14 protein-coding genes and 3 pseudogenes are annotated in these 15,853 nt (G+C 58.8%); 8 read left to right on the forward strand and 9 right to left on the reverse strand.

Features of this window, described 5'->3' with window-relative positions; translation table 11 throughout:
• The first annotated feature begins 64 nt into the window (after positions 1 to 64).
• Positions 65 to 982, forward strand: a complete 918-nt coding sequence (gene lpxC, locus SGP1_RS04040; protein WP_011410427.1) for a UDP-3-O-acyl-N-acetylglucosamine deacetylase — start codon at positions 65 to 67, stop codon at positions 980 to 982.
• A 70-nt stretch (positions 983 to 1,052) separates the two neighbouring features.
• Here lpxC and SGP1_RS04045 read toward each other — a convergent pair whose 3' ends face one another.
• Positions 1,053 to 1,580 (reverse strand): DUF721 domain-containing protein, encoded by a 528-nt coding sequence (locus tag SGP1_RS04045; protein ID WP_011410428.1) that lies wholly within the window; start codon positions 1,578 to 1,580, stop codon positions 1,053 to 1,055.
• Between the two features lie 32 nt (positions 1,581 to 1,612).
• On the opposite strand from SGP1_RS04045, the gene secM reads away from it, so the two are divergent.
• From secM to mutT, 3 genes are all read left to right on the forward strand, one after another.
• Complete coding sequence (gene secM / locus SGP1_RS04050; protein WP_011410429.1) at positions 1,613 to 2,116, forward strand: secA translation cis-regulator SecM; 504 nt, start codon at positions 1,613 to 1,615, stop codon at positions 2,114 to 2,116.
• 77 nt (positions 2,117 to 2,193) lie between these two features.
• A complete protein-coding gene (gene secA / locus SGP1_RS04055; protein ID WP_011410430.1) occupies positions 2,194 to 4,902 on the forward strand; it encodes a preprotein translocase subunit SecA in 2,709 nt (902 codons plus the stop codon).
• A gap of 130 nt (positions 4,903 to 5,032) precedes the next feature.
• Complete coding sequence (mutT, locus tag SGP1_RS04060; protein ID WP_011410431.1) at positions 5,033 to 5,422, forward strand: 8-oxo-dGTP diphosphatase MutT; 390 nt, start codon at positions 5,033 to 5,035, stop codon at positions 5,420 to 5,422.
• Between the two features lie 143 nt (positions 5,423 to 5,565).
• Here mutT and yacG read toward each other — a convergent pair whose 3' ends face one another.
• From yacG to coaE, 3 genes are read right to left on the reverse strand one after another with little or no spacing between them, the layout of a single operon-like run.
• Positions 5,566 to 5,766, reverse strand: a complete 201-nt coding sequence (gene yacG, locus SGP1_RS04065; protein WP_011410432.1) for a DNA gyrase inhibitor YacG — start codon at positions 5,764 to 5,766, stop codon at positions 5,566 to 5,568.
• 12 nt (positions 5,767 to 5,778) lie between these two features.
• Positions 5,779 to 6,534 (reverse strand): cell division protein ZapD, encoded by a 756-nt coding sequence (gene zapD / locus SGP1_RS04070; protein ID WP_011410433.1) that lies wholly within the window; start codon positions 6,532 to 6,534, stop codon positions 5,779 to 5,781.
• Positions 6,531 to 7,157, reverse strand: coding sequence for a dephospho-CoA kinase (coaE, locus tag SGP1_RS04075; RefSeq protein WP_011410434.1), 627 nt, complete (start codon positions 7,155 to 7,157; stop codon positions 6,531 to 6,533). The genes zapD and coaE overlap by 4 nt, the downstream gene beginning before the upstream one ends.
• Positions 7,158 to 7,341: 184 nt before the next feature.
• Here coaE and SGP1_RS04080 point away from each other — a divergent pair.
• A pseudogene (locus SGP1_RS04080) lies at positions 7,342 to 8,156 on the forward strand (GMP reductase).
• A 184-nt stretch (positions 8,157 to 8,340) separates the two neighbouring features.
• Here SGP1_RS04080 and SGP1_RS23310 read toward each other — a convergent pair.
• The 4 genes from SGP1_RS23310 to nadC form a co-directional block, all read right to left on the reverse strand.
• Positions 8,341 to 9,552, reverse strand: a complete 1,212-nt coding sequence (locus SGP1_RS23310; protein WP_148203358.1) for an ATPase, T2SS/T4P/T4SS family — start codon at positions 9,550 to 9,552, stop codon at positions 8,341 to 8,343.
• A gap of 7 nt (positions 9,553 to 9,559) precedes the next feature.
• Entirely contained in the window at positions 9,560 to 10,030 is a 471-nt protein-coding gene (locus SGP1_RS04085; RefSeq protein ID WP_050747394.1) for an ATPase, T2SS/T4P/T4SS family, read from the reverse strand.
• Positions 10,031 to 10,038: 8 nt separating this feature from the next.
• Positions 10,039 to 10,428: a prepilin peptidase-dependent pilin gene (ppdD, locus tag SGP1_RS04090; protein WP_279379439.1), complete on the reverse strand. Its 390-nt coding sequence runs from the start codon at positions 10,426 to 10,428 to the stop codon at positions 10,039 to 10,041.
• A 184-nt stretch (positions 10,429 to 10,612) separates the two neighbouring features.
• A complete protein-coding gene (gene nadC, locus SGP1_RS04095; protein ID WP_011410437.1) occupies positions 10,613 to 11,503 on the reverse strand; it encodes a carboxylating nicotinate-nucleotide diphosphorylase in 891 nt (296 codons plus the stop codon).
• Positions 11,504 to 11,594: 91 nt separating this feature from the next.
• Here nadC and ampD point away from each other — a divergent pair.
• Both ampD and ampE read left to right on the forward strand, forming a co-directional pair.
• A pseudogene (ampD, locus tag SGP1_RS26545) lies at positions 11,595 to 12,149 on the forward strand (1,6-anhydro-N-acetylmuramyl-L-alanine amidase AmpD).
• Positions 12,150 to 12,165: 16 nt separating this feature from the next.
• Positions 12,166 to 12,995 (forward strand): annotated as a pseudogene (ampE, locus tag SGP1_RS04100) (beta-lactamase regulator AmpE).
• A gap of 52 nt (positions 12,996 to 13,047) precedes the next feature.
• Here ampE and SGP1_RS04105 read toward each other — a convergent pair.
• Positions 13,048 to 14,415 carry an amino acid permease gene (locus tag SGP1_RS04105; protein WP_041867362.1) on the reverse strand — a complete coding sequence of 456 codons (1,368 nt, stop codon included), beginning with the start codon at positions 14,413 to 14,415 and terminating at the stop codon, positions 13,048 to 13,050.
• 567 nt (positions 14,416 to 14,982) lie between these two features.
• On the opposite strand from SGP1_RS04105, the gene pdhR reads away from it, so the two are divergent.
• Entirely contained in the window at positions 14,983 to 15,747 is a 765-nt protein-coding gene (pdhR, locus tag SGP1_RS04110) for a pyruvate dehydrogenase complex transcriptional repressor PdhR (RefSeq protein WP_011410439.1), read from the forward strand.
• The last annotated feature ends 106 nt before the right edge of the window (positions 15,748 to 15,853 follow it).

Raw genomic sequence — 15,853 nt, forward strand, 5'->3', positions numbered from 1 at the left:
CCCACCCACTCTTATCTATACTGTGTGGAGTAGGCGGCATGGTTAAACATTGCGAGAGAAACAGATGATCAAACAGCGGACATTGAAACGTATCGTGCAGGCCACCGGTGTGGGGTTACATACCGGCAAAAAGGTCACACTGACACTACGCCCTGCATCGGCAAACACCGGGGTCATCTATCGTCGAACCGATTTGAACCCGCCGGTAGATTTTCCCGCTGACGCCAAGTCGGTGCGCGACACCATGCTTTGCACCTGTCTGGTGAACGAGCATGATGTGCGTATTTCCACCGTAGAGCACCTGAACGCGGCGCTGGCGGGATTGGGAATCGACAACATCATCGTTGAAGTGGATGCGCCTGAAATCCCGATCATGGACGGCAGCGCCAGCCCCTTCGTCTACCTGCTGCTGGATGCCGGCATTGAGGAGCTTAACAGTGCCAAAAAATTCCTGCGTCTGAAACAGGCGGTGCGCGTCGAGGATGGGGATAAATGGGCCGAGCTTGCGCCGTATAACGGCTTTACGCTCGATTTCACCATCGACTTCAAACATCCCGCGATTGATGCCAGCTCGCAACGTTATTTCCTGAACTTCTCCGCGGAGTCGTTCGTTCGCCAGATAAGCCGTGCGCGCACCTTTGGCTTCATGCGTGATATTGAGTACCTGCAATCTCGCGGCCTGGCGCTTGGCGGCAGTTTCGACTGCGCTATCGTGGTCGATGACTACCGGGTGCTGAACGAAGACGGCCTGCGCTTTGAAGATGAGTTCGTCCGCCACAAAATGCTCGACGCCATCGGCGACCTATTCATGTTCGGTCACAACATCATCGGCGCGTTTACTGCCTTCAAATCCGGCCACGCCATGAATAACAAGCTGCTGCAGGCGGTACTGGCGCGTCAGGAAGCCTGGGAACTGGTGACCTTCGAGGATGAGGCTAAACTGCCGCTGGCGTTCAAAGCCCCTTCCTTCGTTATGGTCTGAACGAGGTCGCGGTGACGCAGTGTTATTGCGGCGTTCCGGCTTGTCGTCGGCAGGGTTAACCTTCTGGCGTCTATTTCCCGCGACGGGTGGGGTTGGCACTCTCTCCGGCCAGCTCCGCCAGTCGTTCCAGCGCGTTCTTTAATTTTCCTTCGCTGCGCGCCGCTACATGGCGAATAGACGCCGCGCTCTGTACGCTCAAATGCCGTGGCTTTTCCCCCAGCGGCCGGTCAGGTTGCCGGCCGCTGTCGTTATTTTGCGCATTCAACTCCTGTTTTCTCGCCAGGCCAGGGTTAATCCTGATGTCGATAGACGACAATGATGGTAGAATCTGCGCTCTTAACGCAGACAATAATTGAGGTTGTTCATAGCGTAACCGCATCTTCCAGCTGGCATTAGCGGTTTCCAGTACCAGCACTCCCTGGCGGACGTTGGCGACACGGCACCAGGGGCGCAGCGGTGTCGGCAACAGCGCATTGACCGCGCGGTTGAGCTTCAGCAGCAGGATGGCACGCTGCTGAATCTTTGACAGGGACACGCGGCCCGTTTCGGCGGCGTCGCCAAATAGGCTGTCGATGGGATGTGGACGACTATCGCGCATAACAACACTCCGGCGGAAGACATTATCGGGTAATGGGTATTCTAAATCGTTGGCGACAAATTGGCAGACGTTATTTCTGGCCGCATCTCCTGTTGGGGATTGTTGCGGCCGGCTTTGGCGTGCCTTTGTTGCCAGGCGGCGGCCAGGAGATGTTGTACCAGGCCGACAATTGCCCCAGTCTCAGCCGGCAAAGTGCCTTTCAGGCCGGCTTCAGCCAGCTGGCACGGCTGAAAGATGTCCCGTGTCGCACCACCTACGCTGTTGACTACTGGCATCAGCATGCCATACGTACCGTCATCCGTCATCTCTCCATTGCCTGGGCCCCCGCGCCGTTGCCCGAGGCCGTCGCGCCGCTGCGCGTGCAGCATCAGGTACTGCTGACCACGCTGGGTCTGTTGCTCAACCGCGAAGCGCGGCCGCCGGTGCTGGTCCGCCGGCTGCGGTCAACGGGCCACGTCGCTTTCATCGACAACCGTAGCGGCATTCGTCTGACGCAGCAGCAGGGAATACGCGCCGGCCCGCACGCCGCCGTCTGACGCTGAAGGACCGTAACTTTTCCGCAAACGACTTTTTGGCCGCTGATGGACGGGGCCGTGATGAGATGTGACTAACTATGCTAGCAAAATTACTTACCAAGATTTTTGGCAGCCGTAACGATCGTACCCTGTGCCGTATGAGCAAAGCGGTGGACGCTATCAACCAGATGGAACCGGCGATGGAGCAGCTGAGCGATGAACAGCTCGCGGCCAAAACCGTTGAATTCCGCGACTGTATCGCCCAGGGAGCGACCGTTGACAGCCTGTTGCCGGAAGCCTTTGCCGTGGTGCGCGAGGCCAGCAAGCGGGTGTTCGGAATGCGCCATTTTGATGTGCAATTGATGGGCGGTATGGTTCTTAACGACCGCTGCATCGCCGAGATGCGCACCGGTGAAGGGAAGACCCTTACCGCTACGCTGCCGGCCTACCTGAACGCCCTGAGCGGAAAAGGTGTGCACGTGGTCACGGTGAACGATTACCTGGCGCAGCGCGATGCGGAAAACAACCGCCCGCTGTTCGAGTTCCTGGGGCTGAGCGTCGGCATCAACCTGCCGGGGCTGCCGGCGCCGGCCAAACGCGCCGCTTACGCCGCCGATATCACCTACGGTACCAACAATGAGTACGGCTTTGACTATCTGCGTGACAATATGGCGTTCAGCCCGGAAGAGCGGGTGCAACGCAAACTGCATTACGCGCTGGTGGACGAGGTGGACTCCATCCTTATCGATGAGGCGCGTACCCCGCTGATTATCTCCGGCCCGGCGGAGGACAGCTCTGATATGTATCGCCGCGTCGATAAGCTTATCCCCCATCTGATTCGTCAGGACAAAGAAGACTCCGAGAGTTTTCAGGGCGAGGGGCACTTCTCGGTGGATGAGAAGTCCCGCCAGGTGAATCTGACTGAACGCGGGCTGATGCTGATTGAAGAGCTGCTGGTGAAAGCCGGCATTATGGAGGAGGGCGAATCGCTCTACTCGCCGGCCAACATTATGCTGATGCATCATGTGACCGCCGCTTTGCGCGCCCACGTGCTGTTCGCCCGCGACGTGGACTATATCGTTAAAGACGGTGAAGTGATCATTGTCGACGAGCACACCGGCCGCACCATGCCGGGACGCCGCTGGTCCGACGGGCTGCACCAGGCGGTGGAGGCCAAGGAAAATGTCGCGATCCAGAATGAAAACCAGACGCTGGCGTCGATTACCTTCCAGAACTACTTCCGCCTGTATGAGAAGCTGGCCGGTATGACCGGTACCGCCGACACCGAAGCGTTTGAGTTCAGCTCCATTTATAAACTCGATACCATCGTGGTGCCGACCAACCGTCCCATGATCCGTAAGGATTTGGCCGATCTGGTCTATATGACGGAAAAGGAAAAAATCGACGCCATCATCGAGGATATTAAAACCTGTACCGAACGCGGTCAGCCGGTCCTGGTGGGGACGATTTCCATTGAAAAATCGGAGCTGGTTTCCGGCGAGCTGGAAAAAGCCGGCATTGCGCACAAGGTGCTGAACGCCAAATTCCATGCCATGGAGGCCGACATCGTCGCCCAGGCGGGCCAGCCGGGGGCGGTCACCATCGCCACCAACATGGCCGGGCGCGGTACCGACATCGTGCTGGGCGGCAGCTGGCAGGCGGAAGTCGCGGCCCTGGAGTCCCCGGACGAGCAGCAGATCGCCGCCATCAAGGATGCCTGGCAGCCGCGCCATGAGGCGGTGCTGGCCGCCGGTGGCCTGCATATTATCGGCACCGAGCGCCATGAATCGCGCCGTATCGACAATCAGCTGCGCGGTCGCTCCGGCCGTCAGGGCGACGCCGGCTCTTCCCGTTTTTATCTGTCGATGGAAGATGCCCTGATGCGTATTTTCGCCTCCGATCGCGTCTCCGGCATGATGCGCAAGCTGGGCATGAAGCCCGGCGAAGCTATCGAACACCCCTGGGTCACCAAAGCGATTGCCAACGCCCAGCGCAAGGTGGAAAGCCGCAACTTCGATATTCGTAAGCAATTGTTGGAATACGATGATGTCGCCAACGACCAGCGCTGTGCAATTTACACCCAGCGGAACGAACTGCTCGATGTGGCGGACATTAGCGAGACCGTCAAGAGCATCCGCGAAGATGTGCTGAAAACCATTCTCGATAGCTACATTCCGCCGCAGTCCCTGGAGGAAATGTGGGATGTGCAGGGGCTGGAGCATCGCCTTAAGGATGACTTCGATCTGGATATGCCTGTCGCCCAATGGCTGGACGACGAACCGGGCCTGCACGAAGAAATCCTGCGCGAGCGAGTGCTAGAACAGATGCTGGCCCAATACCAGCGTAAGGAAGAGATCGTCGGCAGCGATATAATGCGCAATTTCGAGAAAGGCGTCATGCTGCAAACGCTGGATTCTCTGTGGAAAGAGCATCTGGCGGCGATGGACTATCTCCGTCAGGGCATCCATCTGCGCGGTTATGCGCAAAAAGATCCGAAACAAGAGTACAAGCGCGAATCTTTCGCCATGTTTGCCGCCATGCTGGAGTCGCTGAAATATGAAGTGATCAGCATGCTTAGCAAGGTGCAGGTGCGTATGCCGGAAGAGGTTGAGGCGATGGAGCAGCAGCGGCGCGAAGAGGCCGAACGTCTCGCCAGACAGCAGCAGTTAAGCCATCAGGCGCCGGTGGAGGAACTCACCCAGGGGAGCGCGGCAGCGGCGCAGGAAGGTCGCAAAGTCGGGCGCAACGATCCCTGCCCGTGCGGTTCGGGCAAGAAGTTCAAGCATTGCCACGGCAAACTGCAATAATGATGGCATCCCGCGGTCAATAGTCGCACATCATGCCCGGTTCGCCGGGCGTTTTAGTGAAAACGTGTTACACTTTTTCTAGGGCACGCGGCCTGGCTGTGCGGGACAACGTGAAGGAGCGCTGACAGCTATGACGATACGAACCATTGCGGTGGGCATCATTCGTAACGCCCGGCGGGAGATCTTTATCGCCCGCCGCCCGGCGGACGTGCACATGGGAGGATTTTGGGAGTTTCCAGGCGGTAAGGTGGAGCCTGGAGAGACCCCCGAGCAGGCGCTGTATCGCGAATTGCGTGAAGAGACCGGCATTGACGTCGAGCGTGCCCAACTGCTGGCGACCACCCAGCATGCTTTCGCCGAGCGGCAGTTGGCGTTTTATTTCTATCTGGTGGAGCAGTGGCGCGGCACGCCCTGCGGCAACGAGGGACAGCCGGTGCGCTGGTGCCCGCAGCAGGCGCTGCGTGCGGATGAGTTTCCGCCAGCCAACGCGGCCATAATCCGCCAACTGACGGCGGACTAGAAGCGCGCGTGGGGACAGCTGTTAGCGCACCATGCCGCTAACAGCTGGCGGGGATAACCAAGGTAAGGTGAAAGTCTGGCGCGGCATCGGGGGTGAAGCGTGTCGCCTGCGACGGCAGATATAGCGCCGCCGGTGCATTCCTCTCAATAGCGGGTTTCATCGCTCCACTCATCGCTATCGGTAATTTGCACATCGCTTGGGATGCGTTTTTCCTCTTCCGCCCATTCGCCCAAATCAATCAACTGGCAGCGTTTGCTACAAAACGGCCGGAACGGGCTTGTCGGGCTCCATTCCACCGCTTTGCCGCAGGTGGGGCAGGTGACGTTAACGATATCGTCGCTCATAATAGCGTTCTCCTAACAACAGGCCAGTTCAAACGGCAGGCGGTTCGGCACCACGCCGTTTTCGCTGTCCAGGGATAAAAAACGGATAGCGTAACGGGTTTTATGGCCGGATACTTGCGGATAGAGTTGATGCTCTACTGAGATGCGCAGCCGCAGCAAATCGCCATCGCCATCGTTATCCTGGAAAAAGCCGTTTAAACTGATTTGGTTCTTGAACGGCCCTGAATGGCGAACGATATCCAGTATGCGGGTCAGCGCGGCGTTAAGCGGATCCAGCGTTTGCAGCCAGCCGTTTACCTGCGTGTCCCGCTGCGGCTGCGGCAGATGGAGCCAGATATGCAGCGCCGGCAGGTCGAAGCTGCAGCCGCCGCCGGGTATGGAAAGCCGCTGGCGCACGGCGCCGATCAGGCGATCCTCGCGCAGCAATTGCCCCAGGCGCGGGGCCGCCATCAGCGTCGTAGCGCAGCGTTTGAACTCGGTGCGCAGAGCGCTGACGCGTTCGCTGTTGACGCCGGGCACGCCCTCCCACTGCAATAACTTTTGCTGCTGACGATCGAGCTCTTTCAGAATTTCACTGCGGATATCGCCGCGCTCCAGAACGTCCAGCAAATCGGCCAAGGTACGGAAAAACGTCAGCGTGTTAGCCGTCTCGCTTAACGCCGGATGTCGGTAAAGCTGCTGTAGTAGAAACTCCAACCGCAGCCAGGTACGCATTTTTTCATTTAACGGGTGTTCAAACAGCACAGTTGTCGAGTAAACGTTACTCATGATGATTTATCCTGTCGGGTTGCCGATGCCGCAAGCGCCAGATAGCGTTGATGCAAAGTAGCAACGCGATCCGTTATCTCCTCGGGGCGCCCGCTATTATCAATAATATCGTCTGCGCAGGCCAGACGCCGCTGACGCGACACCTGCGCCGCCAGAATGTTTTCCACCTGCTCGCGGCTGACGCCGTCCCGGCTGATCGTGCGCGCGATCTGGCGCTCGCGGTCCACATCCACCACCAGCACCCGATTGGCGCGCTGCTGCAGGTTGTTTTCGATCAGCATCGGCACCACCCACAGCACGTACGGCGCGCGGGCGGAGCGCAATTGCTGCTCGGTTTGCCGTTGAATAAGCGGATGAAGCAGGCCATTAAGCCAGGTTTTTTCTGCCGGGTCGCTGAAAATACGCGCTCGAAGCGCGGCGCGATCCAGCGAGCCGTCCGCGCTTAACATCGCTGGGCCAAAACGTTGTACGATGGCGCGCAGAGCCGCACTTTCCGGCTGCACCACTTCCCGGGCGATGACGTCGGCATCCACCAGGGGCACGCCGAGTGCGGCAAAGGTGTTGGCCACCGTGCTTTTACCGCTGCCGATACCGCCGGTCAACGCCACAATGTATTGGGTCACGTTAACTGCCTCACCCTAAAAGAGAATCTCCTAGCATAAGGTAAATTGGTACGATTGTAGCGTAAAATGGGCAGATTTCGCAGTCTTGCCCTAACTTTAATCCCGAGTATGATACCGCTACTGGAATAGGCAAATTGTATCCGATATTGATTAGCGACTCGTCGCCTTTTAACAGGAAAACTCTATGCGTATTGAAGAAGATGTGAAGTTAGGTTTCAAAGATGTCCTTATTCGGCCTAAGCGCTCGCTGAAAAGCCGCTCCGATGTTGAACTGCAGCGCGACTTCACCTTCAAACACCCCGGCATTCGCTGGTCCGGCGTGCCGGTTATCGCCGCGAACATGGATACCGTCGGCACCTTTCATATGGCCGAGGCGCTGGCCGCATTCGACGTGCTCACCGCGGTGCATAAACATTATAACGTGGATCAGTGGCGTGAATTTGTGGCGCGGGCGCCGGAATCGGTACTGCGTCATGTGATGGTGTCTACCGGGACCTCCGCCCGCCGACTTCGAGAAATTGAAGCAGATCCTGGCGTTGTCACCGCAGCTGAATTTTATCTGCATTGATGTTGCCAACGGCTATTCGGAGCATTTTGTGACCTTCGTCCAGAAAGCTCGCGAAGCCTGCCCGGATAAAGTGATTTGCGCCGGCAATGTGGTCACGGGCGAAATGGTGGAGGAGCTTATTCTCTCCGGCGCCGATATCGTCAAAGTGGGTATTGGTCCCGGCTCGGTATGCACCACCCGGGTAAAAACCGGCGTCGGCTATCCCCAGCTGTCGGCGGTGATCGAGTGTGCCGATGCGCCCACGGTCTGATCGGTCAGATTGTCAGCGACGGCGGCTGCGCGGGCCGGTGGAATATGCCATCCGCGATATCCTCGGCGGTCTGCGTTCCGCCTGCACCTACGTTGGCGCATCACGACTGAAGGAGTTGACCAAACGCACCACGTTTATTCGCGTCGCCGAGCAGGAAAACAGGATCTTCACCCAGTTGTAAACAGCGCCAGGCGGCGAACAGGACGCCACCGCCTTAACCTGTCCCCGGTTGCGTGGTTCAGCGTTGCTCTCAGCCTGCCGTTTTGATGAGCTTCTCCCGGCCCTGCAAATAGAGGTGACGCCGGCGCCCCCAACCAGCGCATCCTTCGGCCTGCAACCGCGCGCGGCGGGTGTGCCGTAGTCGCTTAAAACTGGCTAAAGACCTCTTCTAACTGCAGCAGCGGTAAATAAAGCATGACCACCAATCCGCACACCATGGCGCCCGTGAGCAACAGCAGAGCAGGTTCAGCCAGCTGCGCCAGCTGTTCGGCATTTTGCCGCGCCTGCTCGCCGTGTAACCGTGCCAGCTGCGACAAAATCTCGTCCAGCGTGCCGGTGAGTCCGCCGCTGCGAATCAACCAGTGGCAATGCGCCGGAAACAGCGACGTCGGCGCCAGCGCCCGATCGAGAGCGATGCCGGCGCGATGGGTCATCGACAGCGTTTGAAACAACTGATGAAGCGTGTGATGACGCAACAGGGGACCCGCCAGCGGCAGCCACAGTGCGGCGGTGCGCAGGCGGGTGACGCCAGCGCGGATGATAATGGCACAACCGTCGCCAACCGCGCCCAAACTGACCAGCAGCGACCGCATTACCTGCTGCCTAATACGCCATAGCCGTGCTTCGCTTTGCGCCAGCTCGGCGCAGCAGCTGTCCAGTCTGCCGGTAAGCTCGCCCAGGGCGAACATGGCGCACCACACCGGCGGAAAGACCTGCGGCCAGGCGGCGCAGGCCCGCGACAGCGTCAGTCCCCGTTCGATATCCGCGCCGATCTGTGCCAGTAGACAGCGCCAGCCTGCACGCGGGTATTCGGCGGCCAGCAGCGTCAGGCTTTCCCGCAGCGGGAGGCCGGCATGCAGTAGCGAGGCGAGCCGGTCGGTAAGAGTAATCAGCGCCCGGCGTTGCCAATAGCGTGCCGGCAGCCAGCAGTGAATACGCAGGCGAAAGGGCTGGTAGCCCTGCGCCACTAAACGCATGCCGCAGTCGCGGCGGCTACGGCCTATCATCTTTCCCCGGCAGAATCGGCCTTCGGCGCACAGACCCTGCCAACGCCAGAGCCAGAGGCCGTTCATGGCGAATGACCCAAAACGCGCCTGAGTTCGGCGAACGAGGTTGTGCCCTGCTGCGCCAGCGCCATGCCTGCGCCGCTTCCAGACCGAGTCGGCGCACAGCGTGTGTAGCGTTGAAAGGACCAGATAGCCGGTGCGGGCAGCGTTCAGCGTTACAGCAGCGGTTTCCGGATCGCGAATCTCGCCGACCATCAACACATCCGGGTCCTGACGCAGCAGCGCCCGCAGCAGCAGCGGAAAATCCAGCCGCGCCCGGGAATTGACCTGACATTGGTTAATACCAGTCAACGGCAGCTCAACCGGATCCTCCACGCTGCAAATATTGAGCGGACGCCGGCATACCTAATCTTTTAATCGTCAGGCGCTGTGGCGAGCAGCGTAATAGACGCAGTACCGTTTTTTCTCCATACAGCGTGGGCAGTGTGGAAAGCCGCAGTGAACACGGCAGGCTATCGCCGCTAGCGTTGAATTGCCCGTCCTGGGGCTGGCGGCGTTCGGCGATGTCCAACCGCGCCAGGACCTTCAGACGTGCGACCAGACCTTCCGTCAGGCCGGCGGGACAACCCTGCGCGGCGGTCATCAGACCATCGACGCGCAGCCGCAGCCGGTAGCCTGTGGGCGAACAGGGTTCGATGTGGATATCCGACGCCTCGCGACAGAGCGCGCGCTGCAGCAATAGATCCAGCGTGCCGGTTACCGGTATATCGTCGTGCAGAGGAGTACCGGCCAGCGCGCCTCGGCATGCGTACGGTTGAGCATTACGCACCCTAGTGTTCAGCGCTCTGGAATAACGCTTCGCACGGAGCGGCAAGATGGCCGTCGGCCGCGGTGTCGCTGCCAGAGCAGACCGTCGCCCTGTGTTTCGGGCGTCATCACCAGCGTCAGCCCCGCCAGGGTTTGGCGGCCGGTAAGACTTATCACATCCTGACGCACGCTGACGCTGCTGACATAACGGGAACGATGGCTGGCCGGAATATCCAGCTGACCGGCATTGCAGCTATCGATGTCGCCCTGCTGCATGGCGCACAGCTCCACCGCCAGACGGAAGGGGCTGGCGATGAGTAGCATATCGGTCAGCGCCGCGCGATCCAGATAACGTTGATAGTCGGGCAGCGCAATTGCGCTAAGAATAGGGATGATGGCGATCACCACCATTAGCTCCATGAGGGTAAATCCGCGCTGACGATGCATGTCTGGCCGCTAGGGTGAACGAAAACCCCTTCACCCTAGCGGCCCGGCAGACGCCCAGATAGCGGCGGAAAGAAAAAGTGGCAGACGGATTCGGCGCTACACCGCGCGGCTGCAGGTTGTGACAAGTAAATTGCGTGGCCGCGCGCAATAGTGATCGTTAATGAAAACGCATGGAGAGATCCAGCGCCCGTAAATGTTTGGTCAGTGCGCCGACGGAAATGTAATCGACGCCGGTCAGCGCGCAATCGCGCAGCGTAGCGAGCGTAACATTGCCGGACACCTCCAGCGCCGCTCGCTGGCGGGTTACCGCCACTGCTTGCACCATATCTTCACGGCTGAAGTTGTCGAGCATAATGATATCAGCGCCGGCATCCAGCGCTTGATGCAGCTCGTCCAGAGATTCTACTTCGACTTCCACCGGCACATCGGCGCGCAGCGCCACGGCGTTGGTGACGGCATTGGCGATGGATCCGGCGGCGATGATATGATTTTCCTTGATGAGGAACGCGTCCGCCAGTCCAAGCCGGTGGTTGCTGCCGCCTCCGCACAGCACCGCGTATTTCAGGGCGGTCCGAAGGCCCGGCACGGTTTTGCGCGTATCAAGCAGCGTGGTACCGGTACCCGCCAGCGCAGCGACATACCGTTTCACTTCGCTGGCCACGCCGCACAGCGTCTGGACGAAATTGAGCGTGGTCCGTTCACCGGTAAGCAGCAGGCGCGCCGGCCCGCTCAGTCGGCACAGGGGTTGATTGGCTAGAATGTCATCGCCATCCGCAACCAACCACTCAATCGCCACGCCGCCGCCTAACTGGTTGAATACCTCTTCAAGCCAGCATTGGCCGCAAAAAACGCCGTTTTCGCGAGTGATAATCACGGCGCTGGCCTGACTGTCCACTGGCAGCAGCAGCGCGGTGATATCGGCCTGAGCGTCGGTGCCGCCGCCCAGATCTTCTTTCAATGCGGCGCTGACCGACGGCGGGATATCCTGTTGAATTCGAGCAAGCAATTCCGCCCGGCGGCGCTCAACGTTGTAACGGCGGGTAGACATAAAAATCTCCGTATCTGCGGATAAAGGGAAGCGAGGATTCATGCTACCCTGAAGCCGGGCGAAGTACCATACTTGGTAAAATGAGGTCACCATGCGGTTGGATAACGGTTGGATTGCAGATGTGAAGCGCGTGCTTTCTCCCCATTGCGACGATCGACCGGCGGACATATTTCCTACGTTGCTGGTGGTGCACAATATCAGTTTGCCGCCGGGCCAATTTGGCGGCCCTGGATAGATCGGTTGTTTACCGGTACGCTGGACCCTGCGGACGATCCCTATTTTGCCGCTATCCAACTGCGCGTGTCCGCGCATTGTCTCATCCAGCGCGATGGGGAGGTGGTGCAGTATGTTCCCTTTCATCGACGCGCCTGGCACGCGGGAGTGTCCTGCTATCAGAGGGGCGTGAGCGCTGCAATGATTTTTCCATCGATATCGAGCTGGAGGGGACCGATACGCTAGCCTATACCGATGTCCAGTATCACCAGCTTGCCGACGTGACCCGCTTGTTGATGCGCCATTATCCCATTACGCCGGCGCACATTACCGGCCATAGCGATATCGCGCCGAGTGGAAAACCGATCCAGGACCGTCCTTCAATTGGCACGATTTTCGGCAATTATTATCACCACAGGCTGACGACATTTAACAGGGAGACGCGGGTTATGACGCTGTTTACATTACTATTGGTGCTGGCTTGGGAGCGGTTATTCAAACACGGCGAGCATTGGCAACTGGACCACTGGCTTGCGCGGCCGTTCAGCCGTCTGCGCGAGACGTCGCTGGCGCAGACGCTGATTCTGGCGCTGTGCTGGATTTTACTGGTAGCGGTCTGCCTGCGGCTGGCCTCAGGGTGGTTTTACCAAATCCCGTTGCTGTGGGTCATCCTGGCGCTATTGTGCATCGGTGCGGGCGGGATCCGGCGCCATTATCGTGACTATCTGATTGCCGCCGCCCGCGGCGATATCGATGCCAGCGCGGCGATGAGCTGGCGTTAATACACGGCCTGCCGGTGGAAGGTACTCCGGCGGAACGGTTGCGCGAACTGCAAAACGCGCTGCTGTGGATTAATTTCCGGTTTTATCTGGCGCCGCTGTTTTGGCTGGTCATCGGCGGCCCCTGGGGACCCGTGCCACTGGCGGGTTATGCCTTTTTGCGCGCCTGGCAAACCTGGCTGGCGCGCCGCTCAACACCGTTAAAACGCGCGCGCTCCGGCATCGATTTGCTGCTGCACTGGCTGCCGGTGCGGCTGGCGGGTGTGGCCTATGCCCTGCTGGGGCATGGCGAGAAGGCGCTGCCGGCCTGGTTCGCTTCGCTATGGGATATCCATAGCAGCCAGTATCAGGTTCTCACGCGGTTGGCGCAGTTTTCGCTGGCGCGTGAGCCGCATCTGGATGCGGTGCAAACGCCCCGTGCCGCGGTGTCGCTGGCGAAAAAGGTCACATTGGTGATTGTGGTGGTGGCGCTGTTGACCATTTACGGCGCGCTGGTCTAGGCTGTCCGCCTGTCGCCGGCACGGTAAAATCGGCCGGTGCGGAAACCGGGGATCAGCGTGCGTCAGCGCTCTGGCCGGAAGTTTTCAGCGCGAAGCCGACACCCAGCACCACCAGCCAAACCGGAATCAAATACACCGAAATCGCCATGCCCTGGGTGAGCAGCATAATCGCCAGAATACCCGCCATGAAGAGCAGGCAAAGACAGTTGCCTATCGGGTACCACAGCGCCGGAAAACGCGGAATGACGCCCTGTTGCGCTTTTTTGCGGCGAAATTTCCAATGCGCCAGACTGATCATGCTCCAATTGATTACCAGCGCTGACACCACCAACGCCATCAGCACACCAAAAGCCTGACCGGGCATCAGGTAGTTGAGCAGCACACAAATCGCGGTCGCGACCGCCGAGACGCCGAGCGCAGCCACCGGCACGCCGCGCCGGTCTACTTTCGCCAGCGATTGCGGGCCATTGCCTTGACGGGCCAGACCGTACAGCATGCGGCTATTACTGTAAACGCAGCTGTTGTAGACCGACAACGCGGCGGTCAGGACCACCAGATTGAGGATATTAGCCACCCAGTAGCTGTTAATGGCCTGGAAAATCAGGACAAATGGGCTACCGCCCTCTACCACTTTGGCCCAGGGGTAGAGCGAAAGCAGGATCGCCAGCGCGCCGATATAGAATATCAGGATGCGGTAAATGACCTGATTGGTGGCTTTAGGAATACTGCGCGTCGGGTCGTCGGCCTCGGCGGCGGTAATACCCACCAGCTCCAGACCACCGAAGGAAAACATGATAACCGCCATGGCCATCAGCAAACCTTTGCCGCCGTGCGGGAAGAAGCCTCCCTGCGCCCATAAGTTGGTGACGCTGGCTTCCGGGCCGCCACGACCGCTGAGCAGGAGCCAGGCGCCAAACACGATCATCGCGACGATGGCGATCACCTTGATAATGGCGAACCAGAATTCCATTTCACCATAAAGCTTCACGTTGGCCAGATTGATGGCATTAATCAGCAGGAAAAACACCGCCGCCGATACCCAGGTCGGCAGCCCGGGCCACCAATATTGCATATAGATGCCGACCGCGGACAATTCCGCCATCGCCACCAGGACATAGAGCACCCAATAGTTCCAGCCGGAGGCGAAACCGGCGAAATTACCCCAGTATTTATAGGCGAAGTGGCTAAACGAGCCCGCTACCGGCTCTTCCACCACCATCTCGCCCAGCTGGCGCATGATAAGGAAAGCGATAAAACCGCCGATGGCATAGCCCAGAATAACCGAAGGGCCGGCCATTTGTATGGTTTGTGCAATCCCTAGAAACAGGCCGGTTCCAATCGCGCCGCCCAAAGCAATGAGCTGTATATGGCGGTTTTTTAGCCCGCGTTTCAGCGTCTCGTCGCGCTGTTGACCTTCCATCATCGAATCCTCTGTCGTTAAGGCGGGCAAGTACCTGGATGCCGGCCTGCGCTGTGTCTGTCCACGGTTACGGTTATTGTACGTTTTAATTTACGCGGCCCGGCGGGGTATTTTCGCGTTCGGGCTGTCGCGGGCAACAGAATAGTGATGTGTGGTAGGCTTTGCACGGGATTTATGACACTTGCGCGTAATAAACCGGCGTTGTCGTTTGCTGGACGATGGGCGTAACGGCGCCGGGAAAATCGCCGGGGTTCATAAGGTCATGTCAGGGTTGCATGACTATGCATTTGGCGGCGTTTTTCCCTGGCTTTACGTGTCCGTCATCTTCCCACGGCGTCCCCGGAACGTTTCATAGACGTTAATAACGTTTTCGCCGGAAAACACGATTGTGCTGGAGAGCGGGCCTGATACAGCACAGATGTAAGGCTTTTGTGAGAATGTGCGCGATTTGATGATTTAGGTCAAAGCCACGATGGACAGAAGGTGAATACTTTGTTACTTTTAGCGCCGTGTAAATGTAATTGGTATTACCAATTGACTCCGCACCATCCGCTGAGAAGACAAGAAATGGCCTATAGTAAGATCCGCCAACCCAAGTTATCGGATGTCATAGAACAACAGTTGGAATATTTGATTCTGGAAGGGACGCTGCGCCCCGGCGAAAAATTGCCCCCCGAGCGTGAACTGGCCAAGCAGTTTGACGTGTCCCGCCCCTCGCTGCGGGAAGCCATCCAGCGATTGGAAGCTAAAGGCCTGCTGCTGCGTCGGCAGGGTGGAGGGACGTTTGTGCAAAGTAATTTATGGCAAAGCTTCAGCGATCCGCTGACTGAACTTTTGGCGGAGCATCCTGAATCGCAATACGACCTGTTGGAGACCCGTCACGCCCTTGAAGGGATTGCAGCCTATTATGCGGCGCTGCGCGGTACCGAGCAGGATTTCGAGCATATCCGTGAATGCCATCAGGCGATTCAGGCGGCGCAGGACAGCGGTGATCTCGACGCGGAAGCCGATGCCGTCATGAATTATCAAATTGCTGTCACCGAAGCCGCGCATAATGCGGTTTTATTGCACCTGGTGCGCTGTATGGGGCCGATGCTGGAAAACAACGTGCGTCAGAATTTTGAATTGCTCTACTCGCGCCGGGAAATGCTGGCGCAGGTGAGCAGCCACCGCGCCGGAATTTTCGCGGCGATAGTTGCGCGCGCGCCGGAAAAGGCGCGCGAGGCGTCACATCGCCATCTGGCGTTTATTGAGGAAATTTTGCTGGACCTTGGCCGGGAACATAGCCGGCGGGAACGATCGCTTCGACGTCTCCAGCAACGCAAGGACTAAGCCTCCGGGAACGGCGGCCCACGCGGCAGCAGAAGCTATGGGCCTGTCTTCGTATGTTCTGACGGCCAGAGCATAGGAAGACAGGCTCCAACTAAACCAATATTAA

This window comes from Sodalis glossinidius str. 'morsitans', from assembly GCF_000010085.1.
Lineage (GTDB): Bacteria > Pseudomonadota > Gammaproteobacteria > Enterobacterales > Enterobacteriaceae > Sodalis > Sodalis glossinidius.